General features: G+C 26.4%; 19 protein-coding genes and 5 pseudogenes. All 24 read right to left on the reverse strand.

Annotated elements, in window-relative coordinates; genetic code table 11:
* Positions 1–47 precede the first annotated feature (47 nt).
* A complete protein-coding gene (locus tag BQ2505_RS00965; protein ID WP_074015955.1) occupies positions 48–725 on the reverse strand; it encodes an FAD-dependent oxidoreductase in 678 nt (225 codons plus the stop codon).
* A gap of 69 nt (positions 726–794) precedes the next feature.
* Positions 795–2216: a sodium/proline symporter PutP gene (gene putP / locus BQ2505_RS00970; protein WP_074015956.1), complete on the reverse strand. Its 1422-nt coding sequence runs from the start codon at positions 2214–2216 to the stop codon at positions 795–797.
* A 572-nt stretch (positions 2217–2788) separates the two neighbouring features.
* Entirely contained in the window at positions 2789–3460 is a 672-nt protein-coding gene (locus BQ2505_RS00975; protein WP_074015957.1) for a hypothetical protein, read from the reverse strand.
* Between the two features lie 99 nt (positions 3461–3559).
* Positions 3560–3631, reverse strand: a pseudogene (locus BQ2505_RS09050) (hypothetical protein); the annotation flags it as partial.
* Between the two features lie 51 nt (positions 3632–3682).
* Entirely contained in the window at positions 3683–4207 is a 525-nt protein-coding gene (locus BQ2505_RS00985; RefSeq protein ID WP_074015958.1) for a hypothetical protein, read from the reverse strand.
* Positions 4207–4683: a hypothetical protein gene (locus BQ2505_RS08785; protein ID WP_074015959.1), complete on the reverse strand. Its 477-nt coding sequence runs from the start codon at positions 4681–4683 to the stop codon at positions 4207–4209. The genes BQ2505_RS00985 and BQ2505_RS08785 overlap by 1 nt, the downstream gene beginning before the upstream one ends.
* A 60-nt stretch (positions 4684–4743) precedes the next feature.
* On the reverse strand, positions 4744–5268 hold the full coding sequence (locus tag BQ2505_RS00995; RefSeq protein ID WP_074015960.1) for a hypothetical protein: 525 nt from the start codon (positions 5266–5268) through the stop codon (positions 4744–4746).
* Positions 5269–7476: a hemagglutinin repeat-containing protein gene (locus tag BQ2505_RS09055; RefSeq protein ID WP_392389517.1), complete on the reverse strand. Its 2208-nt coding sequence runs from the start codon at positions 7474–7476 to the stop codon at positions 5269–5271.
* Between the two features lie 117 nt (positions 7477–7593).
* Positions 7594–9198: pseudogene (locus BQ2505_RS09060) on the reverse strand (hemagglutinin repeat-containing protein); the annotation flags it as partial.
* A gap of 17 nt (positions 9199–9215) precedes the next feature.
* The gene (locus BQ2505_RS01005) at positions 9216–9827 is read right to left on the reverse strand and encodes a hypothetical protein (protein WP_074015994.1); all 612 of its coding nucleotides are present in this window, start codon (positions 9825–9827) and stop codon (positions 9216–9218) included.
* A gap of 26 nt (positions 9828–9853) precedes the next feature.
* Positions 9854–9985: a polymorphic toxin type 50 domain-containing protein gene (locus BQ2505_RS01010; protein WP_161939399.1), complete on the reverse strand. Its 132-nt coding sequence runs from the start codon at positions 9983–9985 to the stop codon at positions 9854–9856.
* 7 nt (positions 9986–9992) lie between these two features.
* Positions 9993–10127, reverse strand: a complete 135-nt coding sequence (locus tag BQ2505_RS09000; RefSeq protein ID WP_262360263.1) for a hypothetical protein — start codon at positions 10125–10127, stop codon at positions 9993–9995.
* Between the two features lie 92 nt (positions 10128–10219).
* Complete coding sequence (locus tag BQ2505_RS01020) at positions 10220–10810, reverse strand: hypothetical protein (protein ID WP_074015962.1); 591 nt, start codon at positions 10808–10810, stop codon at positions 10220–10222.
* 548 nt (positions 10811–11358) lie between these two features.
* Positions 11359–12765, reverse strand: a pseudogene (locus tag BQ2505_RS08880) (hemagglutinin repeat-containing protein); the annotation flags it as partial.
* 56 nt (positions 12766–12821) lie between these two features.
* Positions 12822–13388 carry a hypothetical protein gene (locus tag BQ2505_RS01035; protein ID WP_074015965.1) on the reverse strand — a complete coding sequence of 189 codons (567 nt, stop codon included), beginning with the start codon at positions 13386–13388 and terminating at the stop codon, positions 12822–12824.
* Position 13389: 1 nt separating this feature from the next.
* Positions 13390–14250 carry an Imm49 family immunity protein gene (locus BQ2505_RS01040; protein WP_074015966.1) on the reverse strand — a complete coding sequence of 287 codons (861 nt, stop codon included), beginning with the start codon at positions 14248–14250 and terminating at the stop codon, positions 13390–13392.
* A gap of 8 nt (positions 14251–14258) precedes the next feature.
* Entirely contained in the window at positions 14259–14537 is a 279-nt protein-coding gene (locus tag BQ2505_RS01045) for a hypothetical protein (protein WP_074015967.1), read from the reverse strand.
* Positions 14538–14971: 434 nt separating this feature from the next.
* Positions 14972–15322, reverse strand: a complete 351-nt coding sequence (locus BQ2505_RS01050; RefSeq protein ID WP_074015968.1) for a hypothetical protein — start codon at positions 15320–15322, stop codon at positions 14972–14974.
* A 158-nt stretch (positions 15323–15480) separates the two neighbouring features.
* Positions 15481–15756, reverse strand: a pseudogene (locus tag BQ2505_RS09065) (hypothetical protein); the annotation flags it as partial.
* Positions 15757–15798: 42 nt separating this feature from the next.
* Positions 15799–16182: a hypothetical protein gene (locus tag BQ2505_RS01060; protein ID WP_074015969.1), complete on the reverse strand. Its 384-nt coding sequence runs from the start codon at positions 16180–16182 to the stop codon at positions 15799–15801.
* Positions 16183–16186: 4 nt separating this feature from the next.
* Complete coding sequence (locus BQ2505_RS01065; RefSeq protein ID WP_074015970.1) at positions 16187–17302, reverse strand: hypothetical protein; 1116 nt, start codon at positions 17300–17302, stop codon at positions 16187–16189.
* Positions 17303–17384: 82 nt separating this feature from the next.
* Positions 17385–18263 (reverse strand): hypothetical protein, encoded by an 879-nt coding sequence (locus tag BQ2505_RS01070; RefSeq protein ID WP_074015971.1) that lies wholly within the window; start codon positions 18261–18263, stop codon positions 17385–17387.
* Entirely contained in the window at positions 18220–19296 is a 1077-nt protein-coding gene (locus tag BQ2505_RS01075) for a hemolysin (protein WP_235817358.1), read from the reverse strand. Before BQ2505_RS01075 ends, BQ2505_RS01070 begins: the two co-directional genes overlap by 44 nt.
* Positions 19297–19418: 122 nt before the next feature.
* Positions 19419–20070: pseudogene (locus BQ2505_RS08645) on the reverse strand (hypothetical protein); the annotation flags it as partial.
* Between the last annotated feature and the right edge of the window lie 45 nt (positions 20071–20115).

The following is a 20115-nucleotide window of genomic DNA, read 5'->3' on the forward strand; positions in this document are numbered from 1 at the left end:
AACACGGGCTCTTCGAACTAATACGGACGTCAGAGATTTTATTTATCTTATCCAAAATTATCAACTAAGTAATGTTTTTTATCAATATTATTTTCAACTAGAAGATTCTTCATAGTTTTTATAAATTCTCCAGTTCCTATTATATAATAATATGCTTGATTAACATCATCTAATTTTTCTTTTAATAAATCAAAATTTATTCTTGGTTGAATTCCAGTAAACACTGGATTATACTTATAATTTTTGATATCAAATTTTCCTAACCACTCATGGTAAGTAGTCTTTTCTAAAGTTCTATTTGAATAGAACAAACTAACTTTTCCTTCATATTTTATTTTTTCTAATTCCATAAGCATTGGAATTATTGGAGCTATTCCTATTCCAGAAATCAAAAATACTATTTCTTTTTCTGAAAATCTAAATCCGAAACTTCCAGTAGCCTTTGTTACTGAAGCTGGGTCTCCTTTTTCCATTGCCAAACATCTAGTTTTAAAATCACTATCACTTGTTCTCATAACAAATCTTAAAATATCTTCATCTGGATGAGAAGCTATTGACAATGCTCTTGTTGTTACAATAATATTTTTTTCTTTATCACTAACATCTAAAAATGTGTATTGCCCTATTTTAAAATCATAATCTTCTGGTTTTGAAAAAATCATTTCTATTGTATTTTCTGCAACCACTTTTCTTTCAATTAGTTTTAAGTTGTACTCTTTTTTCATGCTTCACCTTGCCTTAAAATTTTTGATTTTTTTATTGTATCACAATTCTTATTGAATACAAAATAAAAATTATCTAAAAATTTTAAATTTTTCTAATACATATATACTTATGCAATTTATTAGAAAAGATGGAACTATTTCATAAATTATATTCCCAAGCCCTGATTGTTTCCAAACAATAACAGTAATTGTTGCTATTATCATAGAAACTAAAACAGTCTTCCAATGCAGTTCCTTTTTATATAAAGTAAATAAAATCACTGGAGAAAATACACCTCCAAAACCTGCCCAAGCATAAGAAACTAATTCTAAAACTTTTGAACTAGGATTCATTGCAAGAACTCCTGCTATTAAAAATATTACAACAACACAAATTCTTCCAACCCATATCATTTCAGTATGAGTTTTTTCTCTTTTTATAATATGTTTATAGAAATCTTCTGTTAATGTATTTGAAGATACCAATAATTGTGATGAAATTGTTGACATTATTGCAGATAATATTGCAGCAAACAATATTCCTGCCATCCAAGGATTAAATAATTTATGTATTAAAAATATAAATATTTTTTCTGCATCTCCACTAATTTCTGCTACATCTGTAAAAACTCCAATTCCTGTAACTCCAACCGCAATTGCTCCAACTAAAGAAATTATAACCCATATCATAGCTATAAGTCTTGATTTCCATAGTTCGTCTGCACTATCTATACTCATAAATCTAACTATTATATGTGGTTGTCCAAAATATCCAAGCCCCCATCCTAATCCTGAAATTATAACTGGCAAGCTCAAAGCTTTAGCATATTTAAAAACATTTAAAGAAATATCTTTTGCATCCATAGCGGCACTTATCCCATCTATTCCTCCACCATTAAAATAAGCAACAACTGGAACTACTAGTATAGCAAAAAACATCAAACAACCTTGGAAAAAGTCTGTCCAACAACAAGCAAGATATCCTCCAAGAAAAGTATAAACAATTATTGTTCCACCACCAATTAACACTCCCCATTTATAATCTATTCCAAGTAAAGAATCAAATAATTTACCACTTGCAACAAGACCAGAAGCTGAATATATAGTAAAGAAAAATAAAATTACTATTGCTGAAAATGTTCTTATATATCCTTTATTGTCATTTAATTTTTGAGAAATAAATGAAGGTATAGTCAAAGAGTTATATTTTTCAGTTTGTATTCTAAGAGCTGGTGCAACAAATTTCCAGTTCAAATAAGTTCCCAATGCTAAACCAATGACTACCCATATTTCAGTTAGCCCACTTAAATATACGGCTCCAGGTAATCCTAAAAGTAACCATCCACTCATATCACTAGCTTGAGCAGATAAAGCAGTTACCCAATAACCAACTCCTCTATCTCCTAAAACATATGATTCATGAGTTGTTGTTTTAGAATAAAAATAAATTCCAATCAACATTAAAAATACCAAATAAATTCCAAATGTAATAAAAATTTCATAACTTGCCATTCTAAAATTCCTCCATATCTTCTCAAAATTTTCATAAATATTATTCCCCATTTAATTCTGACCTATATATTTTGGACTTTATGAAAATTCTCAAAAAAAAACCATTAAGATAAAAGTCTTAATGGTCAATAAATTATAATAATAAATTAAAAATTATTTCCCATAGACACAGTCCAAAATTTTAAAAAGCATAAATTGGACTTGCATCTAGGTTAGAATAAACTAAATACAAATCCCTACTAGGGAACTATGGGGTTTAGTATAGTTGCATTGTAATTAATAAATTCTAACTGCTTGTACATAATTCTTAATCTCCTTTTAATTTTTTTATTTACTTTATAAGTATAAACTATTATTTCAAAAAAGTCAACAGTATTAAAATTTCTGAATTGCTAAATTGCAATAGTAAGTGTCACACTAATAAAATTTTTTAGTAAATTCTTCATTATAAACTTCTTCTGCACTTTTTCCATCAAATAATTTATCTTATTAGACTCTTGTGTTACAATTCTATTATACCACTATAGTAGCCAAAGAAAACTTCTTAGGCTACCTATAAAAAATTAAATTATTTATTTTTTTATAATTTTTAAATTACCAAATTTTTTTTCAAGATTATTATACATTTTTTTCAAAGTACTTGGATCTTTTGGATAATCTTCTGCCCAACCTCTATAATATACATCATAATCACTTCCAGTTATATCATTTACAAATCTTCTAAAAATAGTTTTTTTAAATAATATTGGTGGTATTTTAGTTCTTGGTCTTATTATTTTTCCATCTGTATCAATAATTTCTATTTCTCCTATATCTAATATATATTCATTATACTCTGTATTTGTTATTTCTATTGGTAAATCATAGAAATAATTATTATCAGAATATTCTCTTATTTTTTCTTTAGGCATTATGTATTCTTTTCCATTTACTGTCATTTTAAAGTCATTATAAAATTTTATTTTATAATTTTCACCACCTCCTTTAAGAGCAAATATTTGCTCATCGTCTATAAATCGAATTTCATATTTATTATTTATTATATCATTCATTTTATCTATATCTTCTTTAGGTATTCCCATTCTATTTATCTTACCATCCTCTATTATTGCATAAGCATCTATATAGGTTCCAGTTAAAAAATGTGGTTTAAATCCCCAAAAACTATTGCTATTACTAGAACAAGCACTAGTAGTTATAACTAAAATAATCGAAATTATAAGTTTAAAACTATTTTTTATCATTTTTATCAGCTCCTCTATTGATGAATTTCCAATTGAAACATTGAAACCATTATGTCTTGATTTCTCTTCATCTTGTAAACTTTCAAGATGTAAATTTGCTACATTTATATTTACATCATTGCCTATAATATTTCCACCTTTTATAGAAAAATCTTGTCCTTTAACTTTAATATCTTAATAAGTATCCTAAGAAAATCTTTTAGGATACATATAAAAAATTAATTATTTCTTTAGATTCTTGTATTCTTTATATTCTTCTATTGTTCCATTAAATAATATTTTTGTTCGTGCTCCTGCATTTATTGTATCCAAAATTACACTATATTTTTCTACATAGACATTTTTTTTAAATGAAAGGGGAGGTATATCTATTATTGTTCCATCATCTAATTGGACTTTTCCTATATATGCTTTAAAATCATCTGTTATTACTACTCCTTGCTTATATAAGAATATATTTCCATCATCATCAGGATTATTTTTTAATATGTATTCTTTATTTTTATTATCAATTATTTTTATAGTTGAAGATAATATTTTAACATCATGAGGAGTATTAACATTACTTCTAACATCTGATACCCCTATATATTTAATTGGGGAATTTTCATCTTCATGATTTATCAATTCTGCTGATATAGAAAGTTTATCAATTCCATAACTACTAATTGGATAATAACTATACACATGTAATATACATGATGTAAAAACTAATAAAGACACTAAGCTTATAAATATTTTTTTCATTATTTACCTCCATACCTTCTTTCTTGAACTCTTTTATCTTCCCATCTTTCTATTATACTTCTCATATCTTTTCCATCCATTTCACCTATTTTATAATTATAATTTGGTACTGCTATCTTTTCTTCTTTACCCTTTATTGTTTTTCTTTCATATATACCCAAACTTTCATCCCATCTATAATGCTCATCATTATATCCAATATTATCATGTTTATGACCATCTGTATTTATTTGCATTCCTTGAGCTGCTATGGATGATACCCAGTCTCCTATGTTTCTCATATAATATAATTGTGCTCCTGTATCTAGTCCTTTCATCCTTTTATCTAATTTTCCATAACCTAGTGCTGTTATTGCTATTCCTTTTATACCTATAACTCCTAGATTTTTTTTGGCTATTTCTTTTCCTTCATCTGTATCTAAGAAATGTATCATTGCTGCTGCTCCATATATTGAGCCTTGGCTATGCCAATTCATCGTATTTAATTCTTTAACAAGTAGCCTAAGAAAACTCTTAGACTACCTATAAAAAATTAATTATTTCTTTTGTTTCTTATAATCTTCAACTGTTCCACTAAATATTTCTTTTCTTGGAATACCTTTACTAAAAGCATCATCTAATCCACTATATTTTTCTATTTTTATATTTTTTTCAAATTTTAATGGCGGAATATCTATTATTTTTCCATTATCTAGTTCAACTTTTCCTATATACATAGTAAAATCATTATTTATCTTAATATTTTGTTCTAATAAACTAATTGTATACCTATATTTTCTATCTACATTTACAATATACTCTTTATTATTATATATAACTTTTACAGTTGGAGACAGTATTTTTACATAATGTTTATTCATTCCACTATTTTTTTTATCGTAAACTGATATATGTTTAATCAATGATTTTTCATCAAGAGATTTTTCTAAATAGGTACTAATATATACATATTCTTTATAATCTGCATTTATATTATTTAATGGTTTAGGATAATAAGAATATTGTATTACTGTACATCCTGTTAATATAAATAATAAAATTATTAATAATTTTTTTTTCATTTATTTACCTTCCATTACTTTTTCTTGAGTTCTTTTATCTCTCGTTCTTTCTATTATACTTCTTTGATCTTTTCCATCCATCATCCTCATTTGATAATTATGTATTGGTACATCATTTGTTTCATATATACCTGTTTTTTCATCGTAATTGAAGTGACTGATATTATATCTGTTATTATCATGTCCTGTTTCGTTTGTATTAGCTGGCATCCCCCATGCTGCAAAAAATGATACTGGTTCTTTTTGATTTCTCATATAGAATAGGTCTATATTTGAATTTAACCCATGTAGTAAATTTCCTAATTTTGTATAACCTATCTTTGTTATTGCCATTCCTTTTAAACCTAATTTTTCTACATTATTGGCTAGTAGAGATCTTCCTTCTGGATCTTTTCCCATATGTAAAAATGTTGCTGTTCCATTTATTGAAGATTGACTATGCCAATTATTATTTGCTAGTAATTCTGGATGTGCTCTATATATATTTTCCATACTTCTTGCTCCCCAATTTTGATTTCCTAGTAAATCTCCTAATTTTGTTACCAATGTTTCTGTTGTATCCATTATCGCTCCTGCACTCTTATTACGAATTACTAACATCTTTATTGTCTCTCCTCTTCTTAATGCTGCATCTTCATCTGGAGTAAATGTTGCAGCTGCAGCTCCTGCAATTGCCTCACTTGGACTATTAAATACTCCATTCGCAGGCAATGGCTTGATTCTTAAATTTTTATCTATTTTGTCATTAGGTCCTACAATTTTAGTTTTACTATCTACTAACAATGCTCCTTTTCTATCAAGTAATGGCTTTCCATTTTTATCCATTACTACTGTTAATTCAGCATATACTAGTTCTTGTTCTCCATCAACATAACGTTTCTTAGATGACTGTAATTGACCCGCAATTCCTCCTGTATATTCTTTTGTTGGTACTATTCCCAAAATTCCATTTTTTAAATCATGATCTAATACTTTTTCAATCTCAAACATAATGTTTGAAACTCCTTGACCTAGTTTATTCTTCAAATCATACTTTCCACCAGTCATCTTGTCTAAATCACTACCTAGACTTTTTCCATATTCTCCCATTATATCTGATACATCACTCCATTTTCTCCTATTATCTTTATATTCAATTCCAATTGTTCCAACATTTATATCTTTAGTTACTATTTGAGCCTTACTTTCATCTCTATTGATATTTGGATTAACTGTTTCTCCACCAACTATTACTGTTCCTGCTCCTATTGTAGCTCTATTTATTTGTTCTCTATCTGTTGCTCCATAGTTTGCTCCAATAGACTTTGATATATTCCATTCAGCTTTATCATTTTTACTAAATGAAGCACTTCCATTAATACCAAAGTTATATCCTTTATCCTTATCATAAATATCTGAATATTCTAATTCAGCTGTTCTTAATATGGTATTTCCTCCTCCTATTACTGAACCTATTAAATTTGTTTTTTCTCCAACAGTAATATTCGCACTATTCTTTCCAATTATTGAACTTTGTTCATTTACCCATGATTTATCACGATTTCCATATTCCATACCTAAACCAGCTGAATATTCTTTTCCTATTCCTGAAGATGAACTTCCAAATGAAGCATTATACCCTTGATGTTTCGATTTTAATTTATCTTGTAAACTTTCAAGATGTAAATTTGCTACATTTATATTTACATCATTACCTATAATATTAGCTCCTTTAGTAGATAAATCTTTACCTTTAATATCAATATTTTCTCCTATTATTTTACTGTTTCTATAACTTTCTGCCTCTGATTTATCTTTTGTTATATTTGCTCCTATATTAAATTGATCTGTCAATAAGTTATAGCTTCCACTTAATGACTTTGTGCTTTCACTATTTTCTTCAGTAGACTTTCCAGCAGAGATATTAATATTTTTACCTGCATTAATAGAGATATTTTTTGAAATAACATCAACCATTGTTAAGTTCATATCATCTCCACTTTTTAAAGTAAGATTATCCTGAGATATTAGTTTACTTCCAACACTATTAGTTATATTTGAATTTTCTTTTGTATTTATGAAACTTCCACTTAGATATATCCCTGTTTCAGCATTCCCACTTTTAGGTCCATTAGCAATTAAGTTTGCCTCTTCTACTGCCTCTTCATTTCCTGCTAATGCTTCATTTAAATCTTTTCCACTTAATAGTTTTTGCGCTATTTTTGGCATATTTAAAAGTTCTTTTGAATTTTTAACTACATCTAATGAAGATTTTAAAGTTTCTTTTATCCCTTCAGTTTTTACTCCTAGTGCTAATTTTAGTTCAATTTCTTTTGAAGAATAATTTCTCTTAAAAGTATCTTTTTTATCAACTATATTTAATTGCTGACCAGCATTAATTAACATATTTTCACTACTAAAATTACCAGCTTGTATAGTTGTGTCATTTTCACTTTTAATATATAAATCTTTTCCAGCATTAATATTACTTGAAGCAACTGTTGTTTTATGTATTCCTTCTTTTGTTTGACTTCCTTTTATTTTTGCTCCTATTTCAAAATTTAAGCCTTTAAAATCTGCAAATAATGATGTTCTATATTTTGTTTCTTTTTTGTAATTTTCTTCAATATTATCTCCAGCCAATATATTTACATCTTTTTTTGCCAAAATATTAATATCTTCTTTTGAGGCTGTATTTGAAGCAACTATATTTATATTTTTTTCAGATACTAAATTTACTTCTTTTCCTGCTTCTACATTTGAAGATATATTTTTATATTTCAAATTATCTTCTAAACTCATTCTTCCACTTAATTTCATAAATCCTGTTTTAGTTTTTTGATGTACTTCTGATGAGCCTTGTTTTCCACTTATAATATTAATATCTTCTTTAGCTCCTATATTTAATTTATTCTCTGCTAATAGATTACTTCCTACTACTGTAGTATTTTTCTCACTTACAATATTAACATCCTTTCCTATTATTTGTGTTGGGACAAGTTTTTCATCATATTTGATATCTGTACTTGATTCTGAACGACCAAAACCTTTACTCTTACTATGGCTTTCTTTATGTAAAATAGAATCTTTTCCAGCTACTATTGAGATATCTCCCTTAGCTTGTATACTTGCCTCATTAGTTGCAACTATATTTGAACCATTTATCCCTATATCGCCTAATGATGTCAAACTTATATCCTTAGCTTTTAAATTACTTCCTACATTAGTTTTCTTCTCATCTAATACATAATCTTTTCCACCATCTCTTACCTTTTTATCAATAGCTTCAAGATTTCCTATAACTAGATTTTTTCTTGCACCTATTTCTATTTTATCCTGAGCTTTTACATCTGCTCCTGTATTCTCTACATTATTAGCAATAATAGAAATATTATTTCCTACAATATTTCCACTACCTCTAACATCAGTGTAAACATCATGATAATCGTTATCGTGAATTGATAATTTCTTACTATTCTTTATATCTCCATTTTCGCTAAAAATATTAATATCATTTTCTGCTAAAATATTTCCACCAATGTTTTCTATATTTTCCTTTGCTATTAAAGCTACATTATTTCCATAAATTCCTGTATCTGAATATGCTGCATTTTGATAAATATTTTTAGATTTTATTAATACATTATTTTTAGCTATTATTTTTCCACTATTATCTACAATAGAGGCATTATTTACAACAAAATTTCCACCAGCTTTAATAATATTACCTTGTTCTTCAACAATGGATTTTAGAGTATTTTCACTTAAATATAGCTTAGGTATTAAGACTTTTTCTCCATTGACTACTTCTTCCACATACCATAATATATCTGATTTTAAATTATTTATTTGTTCTTTAGATAGCGCTATTCCTAAAGATAAATTCAAATCTTTTTGAGCTGCTATTGCATTATCAAATAGTTTTTTTCTTTCTTCATTTACATTATTGGTCCTATTTTTAAGATATATTAATAAGAAAATTCATTATTTGTTAAATATTTTTTCATATATTTTATCCATTTTTTTAAATTTCTTTTATATTCAGCATATTGTCTTCCAACTTCTTCACTTTCTTTTATTTTCTTAATAAGTTCTTCCTCTCTTTTTGGAGTATTAACTTTTTCTCTTCTTAAAATTTCCAATTCATCTAAATATTTAAAATACTCTTTTCCCCTTCTTTTCAGTTCTTCTAATTTTTGGTTTTTTTGATTAATTATATCTATATGTTCTTTCTTAATATTTTCTTTTGTCCAGATTATTTCATTATCTAAGTTTCTTATTTCATCAGGATAATTATAGATTGATATTTCAATTACTAAACATCCATCCCAATCCTCAAATTCTCCATGTTTCAAATCATCTTCGTCTATTTTACTAAGAACCTTATAGGCAACTGAATCATAACCTATTTCAGGTAAATTAAAAGGTTCTTCATTACTGTAATTACTTTGACTATCTTCAATATATTTTCCTATAATTTCAAATTTTTTCTCTTTCCATATAAATTTTAAAATTTTTTCTTCACATCCCCATAAAAAAATAAATAATTCATCAAAAAATATATCAACATTTTCATTCATATTCTCTTTTCCCTTCTTTAATATATTCATGGTTTAGGATTCGCTGGAATTATATGTGATGTCCCTTTTGAATCATAATGTATTGTAAATCTAGTTGTTACGCTTCTTTCACCTTTTAAGTTAACATATATTCCTGTATATTTACCCTGTGTATACACTATTTCTTTAACAATGAGCTTCATCTGTTAATAATACTTCTGGTATTACTCCTTGATAGCCATTTTCTCTCAGATATCTTTCTATTAAATTTTGTGCCAGCTTTTGTTTATCTTCTAAACTTAAGTTTTCTTCTTTTATCAAATTAAATTCTTTTTGATGTTCATCCTTAAATTTATCTAGTAAGACTCCTTTTATATTTATTATATTTTTAATTTTTATTTTTGTATACTTTTTTACTTATAGATGTTTATTTTTTCATTCTCAATAAAATTTTTTATATTTTGAAATATTATTTTAAATTCTTTTTCACTTTCTTTATTATTGCTATAAATATCAAAAGAATTGGGTTTTCTTGCATAATTACATACAAGGTATTCTTTTTTATCTTCTGTTTTTATACAAATCCTTTCATAAGGTTCAAAATAGTATATATATTTTAAAGGTTGAAATCCTCTTCCACTTGCATAAAAAAATTTTTTAGGAGGAAAGTCTAAAATGCTAATTATAGAATCTAACTTTATATTAAATTTTTTTAGTATAAAAAATTTTTTCAATATTTTTATTTTTTTTTCATAGTACAGTTTATCGTTTATTATAATATATTCTTCATAAGGAAAAAAATATATTATTGCATTTTTTATAGCTCTTATTTGAAAATAACTTATTACAAGAAGTAAAATATCTAATAAAAAATCTATCTTAAATATACTAGTTGTTATCATTATGATAAAAATTATTAAAACTAAAAGTTGCATAAATAATAACAATAAAAAATAATAAAAATTATCTGAAAAATATGAACTTTTATAAACTATTTTTTTCATTTTGAAAAATCCTCCAAATCATATTTTTCTAAGTTAATTTTTTCACCTGTAATTCCTTCTACAACATCTTTTAAGTTTTTTAACTCTTCCATACTTTTATAGAAAGTTTCAATTTCATTTTTAGAATTAATTAATTTTCTTATCCTTTCTTTATTAATTTCTGATAAGTTTTCTAATGGAATTACTTTATTTTTCCCTATTCCTCCTAAAAATCCAATAGTTGGAGTTCCTAACCCTATATTTATTTTAAATTTTCCTTCATTCTTCGATATTTCCATTTCAAACTCTCCTCTTACATAATAAGCTGCTTTTCCTTTTACTGAACCATAATATCCTTCTAAATCCTTAATAGGTGTATCTGGTTTATCATATGAATTTACACTTACTCCTATGTCAATTAATGTCACTCCAACATATATTTGTCTTCCTTTTAGATATCCAAATTCTTCCTTTCCTGTTTTCGGATCTTTATAGTAAATTAGTCCTCTTTCTAATTTTCCTCCTACTGGTCCTGCAGCTCCTTCAAAAGTTATTGACAGTCCTTCATAATATTCCCTTCTATCCATAGGAATACTTTCGGCTAGTTCCTTTCCTTCTTCTCCCGTTATAACATTCAGATTATTTCTTATTCTAGCTAAGGTATCTTCTGTTGCTTCCTTACTTACCATTCCTCCTGTTCTAGTTTCTAATTTGTCTCCTGAATAATTAGCTATAGCTTGATTTCCTGTCTTATTATCTTCTTTACTATAATGTCCGAACTCATGTCCTAAAGCATTTAGTATTTTATCTCTATTTGCACTTGCTAACATCTTTCTATCAAATACTATCACATTTGTTAAGGTATCTGTATAATATGGTCCATTTGGATCTTCTACATCTGTTAGTACCATCTTTATATCTGGTCCTGCATAACCTTTTGCTCTTAGGGCATCATTTAATAATTTATTCATTACTGATACTTGTTCTACTTGTGTTTTATCATCTATTTTTCCATTCTTTATTGCTTTTTTATCTAGTATTGATAAGTATTCTGGATTCTTTGCTACTTGATCTCCTATTGCTCTCATCATAGATAATTGTTTATATCTTTCTAGGAAATCTCCTTCTGTTTTACTTTTATTTCCTAGTGCAGTAGTTAAATCACTTATTATTCCACCAGCTTTCTTTAACTCTTCCTGTTTATCCTTTCCTAGTAAATCAGTATGAAGCTCTGCATCTAAATGTTTTTCTTCATCTTTTGTTTTTTCTTGTGCCTTATCAATATCTGTATTAAATCCTAAGTCTTCTGCGCTTGTTTTCTTTCCAGATATTTCAAAGTCTGTATTTATTGCACTAGCCTTATTTATTTGTTCTTTATCTATCTTATCATGCTTTACTGATATATTTGGTACATCTGTTCCAAAACTTATTCCTCCACCAATATTTTCATATTTGTTCTTATCTTCCAGGTCTTTTACTACTACTTTATTGGCAGATACTTTTAATTTTTCTTTTTCATTTTCAGAGCCTATTACTGCACCAATATTTGTTAAGTCCTCAGTATCTATTTTTCCACCATTTTTAGCTATTAATGAACTTTGCTTATTTACCCATTCTTTTTCTCCACTTCCTTTACTTCCATTAACACTTACACTAAAATTAGATGGATTCACTATGTCTATACTAAAACTTCCTCCATATGAGCTATCTTTTCTTTCTGATTTATCTTGTTTACTTTCTATTACTACATTCTTAGCTTTAATATCTAATTTATCTGCTTCAACATTTGCACCAGATAAAGTTAAGTTTTCAGAATTTGCTTTTAATTTTCCTCCTACATTAACTGTTGAGTTTATATAGTTTGTTCCATTTCCTCTAGCTCTTGTTCCTGCTTGTGATATTGATAAATCTGCTATTCTTCCTTCTTCAAGATTTACAGATAAACTAATTCCTGTTTGTGATGATGAACTAGATGATATGTATATTTTGAAGCATTGTTTAATATATCATAGCTATTTCCTGAGAAATCTATTTATACATCAAACTTTTTAAATTCCTCACAAAAAATCTTATATGCTTTTTCTTCAACTTCTTCTATTATTTCTTCTTGCTCCTCTAGTAGTTCTTCTTCTTTTCCCTCATCATCAATATCACATAGTATTTCTTCTATCTCAAAATATCTTTCATACTTAGAGGATAATTCAGGAAAATTCTTTTTAAAATATTCTTTGCAATCTAATTCTTTTCTTTCGTCTGCAATATATCTTCCATCATTTTCTTCTATTGTAAATTTTGCTTTTGAAAAAAGTAAATAAGAAGTAAATACTGAATATTCACAGTAAGAAATTATTATTTCTTCAACGTTTAGTTCTTTACAGTAATCTATTAAGTACTTTGTATAGTCTTTATTTGCCCAACGGTTTTCAAAAGCTCCATTTATCTGTGAAAACCATATTTCTTTTTCTTCATCTTCTATTTGTCCATTACTTTCTAAATCTGCCACGAAGCAAAATAATGAATCATTCTTAAAAGAATTTTTTATTATTTTTCCATTTCTTTTTAATTTTAATTTATAAAATATTCTCATAGTTACAGACATACTACTTCCTCCCACTCTTATATTCTTCTTCTATTTGTGTCATCTTGGCTATCCAATTTATAAAAGGCTCCTTAAAATCATATTTACTTATAAGAGGATACTCTTTATCAGCTTCCTCATATTCTTTAACTTTCAAAGGTTTATATTTAATTAATTCTTTAGGTGCTATATCTAAGTCTATTTCTAAATTATACCCATGAATAGATGCAATTTTTGCAAATAAAAGTAATTGAGGTTGCAAATAAAATTCCAGATCATAAAATGTATCCCTTGCCAAAATTTTTCCCTTTTTTGGATCCATTATAGGTTTTAATGCCTTTTTCATCTCATCAACATTTGCTTCAGAAAGTGCTAAATAAAATTCATGTGTTAGAATATATTTTTTATGTCCAGATGGAACATCATTTAAAAATATTAAACTTCTTTTTTTTAATGCTTCCCAATCGCCCTTTAAAGCTAATAATAAATTTCTATTCATAAATAATGTTGTTCCCCAACCTTTATGATAATCTGGCTTATCTTCAAGACAAATATCATTTAGATTATTTATTAAAAACTGATGTATAAGTGGATTATCTGACATTATTTCAGGAAAAAATTGGAGAACTATATCTCCATGATATGCCCAATCTATTCTACTATTTCCTAAAATTTTTAATTTTCCAGAAATGCTTAAATATCTTTTAAAACCTATAATATCTTTATTTTCATACCATGCTAATATCCCTTTACTTAAATAACAATCTGAATTAAATGATAAAGCTGTAAATGTTTTTATTTCTTGATCTATCCATTCTGATTCTCTTTTTGTTTTTTTCATTCTTTCTTCAAATTCTTCTTTATTTTTTACTAAAAAATACATTATTCCCCCTATTTTATTACAACATTTGATAATATTAGTTCTCCTGTTGTCTTATCAATACCACTTATATATGTATCATAATTTCCTTGATTTACTAGTTTCAAAAGTTGCTCCTTTGTATAATCCCCCAACTTCTCTCCTGGTATGTTGCTGAATACCTTTTTTATCCAACCTTCTGATAATTGTAAAAGTTTTCCTGCTCCCTCAGATACTCTTGTTGCACCACTAGATGTAAGTTGTTTACTATCCATTATAACTAATTGTAACCTGCCATCTGTCACATTCACAAAAATATGATCAAAACCATTATTACTTCCATATTTTCCATCTAATAACTTATATCCATACTCTTTTAATACATTATTTGTTATTTGTTCAGTTAGTTCTCCAGATTTATCTCCATTTTTTATAACTTCTTGAGCTAATTTTAAATTTTTGCCTTCTAATTCTATAGCATATCCTTTACCTTCAACTGTTTTATTTCCTAAAATATCTTTTCCTTTTATTCTACCAGTTTTTGAGCCATAAATTTTTTCTTTAATTTTACTTAATAAATCTTTTTTAGGTTCTTTTCCATTTGGATCAGGACTTTGTGAACTTCCACTACTTTCTTCTTGCTTCTGTCCTTTTCTTGCTTCTTCTAATTTCTCACCCTTATCTTTAGCTTCTTCAATATATTTAATTACTGCATCTTTGGTTGCAAATAATTCTGGATTATCTACTAATACTTGTGCCCATTGGTAATTTTGTGGGTTTGATAAAAAATTATAAACAACAGGACCATATTTATTATTGCCACTGGTCCATACTTAACAACTAAATCGCTTACAGCTACTACAGCTACTGGAGCTAAAGCTAAAACAAAGTGTTCCCTATCCTTCTCAGGTACAAGTTTGGCCTCTGCATATTGTTCTTCTAATGATTTTTGCTTTGGATACTTTGTTCTTAAACTTTCAAGATATTTCTCTTTATCTGTTTCACTAAATACTTTTGTCTTATCTTCCTTTTCTAACTTGCTTCTTGTATATAGTGATGTTTCTTCTCCAAGATAGCCCTCATCATAAGTATTCATATGAGCTAGTTCATGAACAAATACTTTTGAAAAATCTTTATTATTTAGATTATTTATTGATATAAATATTCTTTCTTTTCTTCTTTCGCCTGTTTCTTTATCCTTTGAATCTACACTAAATGAATTTTCTTCATCTGTTAATATTACTTCTGGAATATCTCCTTTGTATCCTTTGCTAACATTGCTCTATCAAATACTACTACATTTGTTAAGGTATCTGTATAATATGGTCCATTTGGGTTCGTTACATCTGTCAGTACCATTTTAATGTCTGGTCCTGCATATCCTTTTGCTCTTAGGGAATCATTTAATAATTTATTCATTACTGATACTTGTTCTACTTGTGTTTTATCGTCTATTTTTCCATTCTTTATTGCTTTTTTATCTAGTATTGATAAGTATTCTGGATTCTTTGCTACTTGATTTTCTATTGCTCATCCTAATAAATTTCTTTTAAAAATTAATTATATTACTTTTTAAATAACCTCTTGTAATATAAAAATTAATGTGAAAATGTCTAAAATTATGCTTCCTATCAGATATTCATAAAAAATTAGTATCCCCATCATAATTTCTAATTTATTTTTCTTATATTTTATCTTTAAAATTAAGAGAACAATAATTCCTAAAATATAAATATACTTTCTAAAATCAGCTGGACAAAAATATAAAATTTTTGTTGCTAAAAAAAATGAATAATTAATTATTCCAAAGATTTTTTTACTCAAATTAATTTCAATAAATAGAAAAATTAAATTTAAAAGAATCATAAAATAAAATATAATTCCATAAGGTAATGATGATTGAGTAATTTTTACCATACTATGTAGATTATTTAAAAAGTTCAAAAATTTTATCATTATTTTATCTCCATTTATTCATATATTCTTGGTATATTTTATAATTTAATTTCCCATTTTTATCAACTACTTCTCTAAATAAATAATCTTTAAAATATAATTTTGACATCTCATATAATTCCTCTCTTTGAGCTTTTGTAAGCTTGTCTTTTGAGTTGACTCCATAATCTATCCAAGCTGGAACATCTATGCCCAAATGTATTATATTCTCATAAGCTACATCAAAATCTAAAAAATTATAACTTCCTTCCCAAACACCCATATTATATGTACCATTATTTATCCCATCATTTATTATTTCACCAGTTTTTTTATTAATAACAACTTCTTTTCCTTTTTTATTTACATATTTTTCATTTGGAAATTTTATGTTGATAGAAACCTCTCCATTTTCATTTATTTCTATATTATGTAACTGAGCCATTGAATCAGGTAATTTATCATATAGTTCTTTTTCTAATTCTGTTCTTTTTTTGTTATCTTTTTCTGAAGCAATTTTTGCTCTTAATTTAGCCTGTTCTTTTTCAAAATCTTCTTTATCCTTAAAAACAACATTATTAGTATCTTGAATATAATAATAAGTGTATTTTTCAGGATTATTTAAAATTTTTTCTTTTGTTACTTTATACATTTTAGATAATAAATATGTATTATCTTTTACAAACTTTTCAGCTTCTAAATATTTATTAAAATTTTTCCAATCTACATAATGTTCCTTATCTTTCTCAGGTACAAGTTTAGCTTCTGCAAATTGTTGCTCTATACTTTTTTGATCTTTATATTTATTTCTCAAGTTATTTAGATAGTCTGCTTTTTCTTTTTCTGTAAATACCTTATTTTTGTTTTCGCTTCCTATCTTTCTTGTTGTATGAAGTGATGTTTCTTCTCCATCTTTTCCTTCATCATATGTATTCATATGAGCTTTTTCATGTCCAAATAATCTTGAGAAAGCTAAGTTTGGATCTGCTATATCATTTTTTGAGAAATATATCTTTTCTTTTCTTTTAGCTCCTGTTTCTTTATCTTTTGAATCTACTGAAAAGGAATGTGCTTCATCTGTTAATAAGACCTCTGGAATCTCTCCTTGATATCCATTTTCTCTTAGACATTTTCTTATCAATTTCTTAAAAATATATTAAGAATCTTTTTGAGAATAGGGTTATAAAATTCTTTATTTCTATAACCCTATCTCTTAAATATTATTATTTTTTAAATGAACTCCTACTATCTCTTATTTCATTTATATCCTCTTTAAGCTTTGACATAGTTACTTCTTTTCCATCAACACCATTATATCCTACTAATACCTTTTTATCTTCATATTCTTTTTTAGATAAATAATTTACATAGAAAATATAAAAATCTAATTCTTCAAAATTCATATCTTTGAATATTTCTAAATCTTTTATTGCTTCACTACCAGTATTAATTATATAATAATCATCTTTTTTAGATAAAATTAATTTTTTCTCATTTAAAATAATATTCGATACTTTTTTATATCTTTCTTCAATCTCTAAATTATAAATAACTGATAATTCCTCTTGTTTTTTTCTTACTTTATTTAACATTATTTTTTTATCTGCATATTCTTTAAGTTTGAGTAGAAGAATTGTATTTATTTTTAGAAAATCATTATGTTCTAAAAATAATCCAAATGAATAAGTTTTTCTATCAGTTTCTATTTTCATAAATTTTTGTTTTGAATTAAACAAATAATTCAATATACCTGGGTCTAACATAAGAGATATCCCAAATGTATCTTTAAAATATATTTTTTTAATCTCATCTAAAAAGATTTTTTTAGAATATAGAACTTTCTCTTTATTTCCTAAAGCTTGAATAATTAAATAATCTTCTCTTATTACAATTTTTTCAGCGGAGATATAAAATAAGGAAATATAAATATACCCAATTATTAAAATAACTGAAAGTGGATTAAAAAATATATTTATAGTTTTTAAAGTAATAATAGAAAATAAAGCTATAAAAAATAAAGTATATATTTTATAAAAAATTATATATTTTAAATAACTTTTAAATACTTCTACTTCTCCACATTGATCTTTTATTTCCACCATTCTCTAATTCCTCCATATAGTCAGAAAGCCTTTTTATTATGTCTGCTATTATAACAGCATTTTTTATAGCAGTTGTTTTATCTTTAGCTAATTCAGATATTCTATCCAACTCATAACCTATTTGTTTTTCAATCTCTTTCTTAGATTTTTTAATAAATTTTGAACTAGTTACAATTGAATTATCAACACTTCCATAAACATTAACAGGCAACTTTAATTCAACTCCATCTATACCTTTTGCTAATCCTCCACTTACCCTTATTCCTATAAATTTTTTATTGTCATCAAACAATAATTCTCCACCAATATTTAGAATTTTCACAGTACTATATCCTATACCTCCTACAAATGAATAACCATTAAGTTCTTCAGAGGTGTTTACATTTTTAAGAAAAACATATGATTTTCCACCTCCTATACCTATCATTCCTAATCCAATTCCAAAATCAGTTGTTTTTGCATATTCTAAATCACCTGTATTTTCATTATAAATTGTATACTTAGTTCTTCCACCATTTACTCTTCCTATAAATTCTGCCGAAACATTAATACTTTTTCCTGCTGCCCAATGTTCCTTATCTTTCTCAGGCACAAGTTTAGCTTCTGCAAATTGTTGCTCTATACTCTTTTGATCCTTATACTTATTTCTCAAGTTATTTAGATAGTCTGCTTTTTCTTCTTCTGTAAATACCTTATTTTTGTTTTCACTTCCTATCTTTTTAGTTGTATGGATTGATGTATCTTCTCCATATTTTCCTTCATCATAAGTATTCATATGTGCTTTTTCATGTCCAAATAATCTTGAGAAAGCTAAGTTTGGATCTGCTATATCATTTTTTGAGAAATATATCTTTTCTCTTCTTTTTGCTCCTGTTTCTTTATCTTTTGAATCCACTGAAAATGAGTGAGCTTCATTTGTTAATAAGACCTCTGGAATCTCTCCTTCGTATCCATTTTCTCTTAGATATCTTTCTATTAAATTTTGTGCCAGCTTTTGTTTGTCTTCTAAACTTAAGCTTTCTTCTTTTATCAAATTAAATTCTTTTTGATGTTCATCCTTAAATTTATCTAGTAAGACTCCTTCTATTGATTCTTTAAATTTCTTTTGATCTAAGATTTCATGTAAACTTCCTAATTTCTTAAAAGCATACTTTATTTCATTTCTCTTATCTTCTCCAATTAAATCAGTATGAAGCTCTGCATCTAAATGTTTTTCTTCATCTTTTGTTTTTTCTTGTGCTTTATCCTTATTTGTATTGAAACCTAAATCTTCAGCTTTTACTTTTTGTCCTGCTACTTCAAAATCTGTATTTAAAGCTGTGGCTCTATTTATTTGTTCCTTATCTACCTTATCATGTTTTACTGATGTATTTGGTACATTTGTTCCAAAACTTACTCCTCCACCAATATTTTCTTATTTATTCTTATCTTCTAAATCTTTTACTACTACTTTATTGGCTGATACTTTTAATTTATTTGTTTCACTTTCAGAACCTATTACTGCACCTATATTTGTTAAGTTTTCAGTATCTATTTTTCCACCATTTTTAGCTATTAATGAGCTTTGCTTATTTACCCAGTCTTTTTCTCCATTACCTTTACTTCCATTAATATTTGCACTAAAATTAGATGGATTCGTTAAGTTTATACTAAAACTTCCTCCATATGAGCTATCTTTTCTTTCAGATTTATCTTGTTTACTTTCTATCACTACATTCTTAGCTTTAATATCTAATTTATCTGCTTCAACATTTGCACCAGATAGAGTTAAATTTTCTGAATTTGTTTTTAATTTTCCTCCTACATTACTCAGTCCAAACTTCATACTAGTATGCCACTCCAACATCTATTG

Origin of the sequence: Fusobacterium massiliense (genome assembly GCF_900095705.1) — a bacterium.
Taxonomy (GTDB): Bacteria; Fusobacteriota; Fusobacteriia; order Fusobacteriales; family Fusobacteriaceae; genus Fusobacterium; species Fusobacterium massiliense.

Excerpts from the sequence above, each read along its gene's own strand:
- BQ2505_RS00965 (WP_074015955.1), bottom strand. The coding sequence starts at position 725 with ATGAAAAAAGAGTACAACTTAAAACTAATTGAAAGAAAAGTGGTTGCA.
- putP (WP_074015956.1), bottom strand. The coding sequence starts at position 2,216 with ATGGCAAGTTATGAAATTTTTATTACATTTGGAATTTATTTGGTATTT.
- BQ2505_RS00975 (WP_074015957.1), bottom strand. The coding sequence starts at position 3,460 with ATGATAAAAAATAGTTTTAAACTTATAATTTCGATTATTTTAGTTATA.
- BQ2505_RS00985 (WP_074015958.1), bottom strand. The coding sequence starts at position 4,207 with ATGAAAAAAATATTTATAAGCTTAGTGTCTTTATTAGTTTTTACATCA.
- BQ2505_RS08785 (WP_074015959.1), bottom strand. The coding sequence starts at position 4,683 with ATGAATTGGCATAGCCAAGGCTCAATATATGGAGCAGCAGCAATGATA.
- BQ2505_RS00995 (WP_074015960.1), bottom strand. The coding sequence starts at position 5,268 with ATGAAAAAAAAATTATTAATAATTTTATTATTTATATTAACAGGATGT.
- BQ2505_RS09055 (WP_392389517.1), bottom strand. The coding sequence starts at position 7,476 with ATGCCAAAAATAGCGCAAAAACTATTAAGTGGAAAAGATTTAAATGAA.
- BQ2505_RS01005 (WP_074015994.1), bottom strand. The coding sequence starts at position 9,827 with ATGAATGAAAATGTTGATATATTTTTTGATGAATTATTTATTTTTTTA.
- BQ2505_RS01020 (WP_074015962.1), bottom strand. The coding sequence starts at position 10,810 with ATGAAAAAAATAGTTTATAAAAGTTCATATTTTTCAGATAATTTTTAT.
- BQ2505_RS01035 (WP_074015965.1), bottom strand. The coding sequence starts at position 13,388 with ATGTCTGTAACTATGAGAATATTTTATAAATTAAAATTAAAAAGAAAT.
- BQ2505_RS01040 (WP_074015966.1), bottom strand. The coding sequence starts at position 14,250 with ATGTATTTTTTAGTAAAAAATAAAGAAGAATTTGAAGAAAGAATGAAA.
- BQ2505_RS01050 (WP_074015968.1), bottom strand. The coding sequence starts at position 15,322 with ATGAATACTTATGATGAGGGCTATCTTGGAGAAGAAACATCACTATAT.
- BQ2505_RS01060 (WP_074015969.1), bottom strand. The coding sequence starts at position 16,182 with ATGATAAAATTTTTGAACTTTTTAAATAATCTACATAGTATGGTAAAA.
- BQ2505_RS01070 (WP_074015971.1), bottom strand. The coding sequence starts at position 18,263 with ATGGTGGAAATAAAAGATCAATGTGGAGAAGTAGAAGTATTTAAAAGT.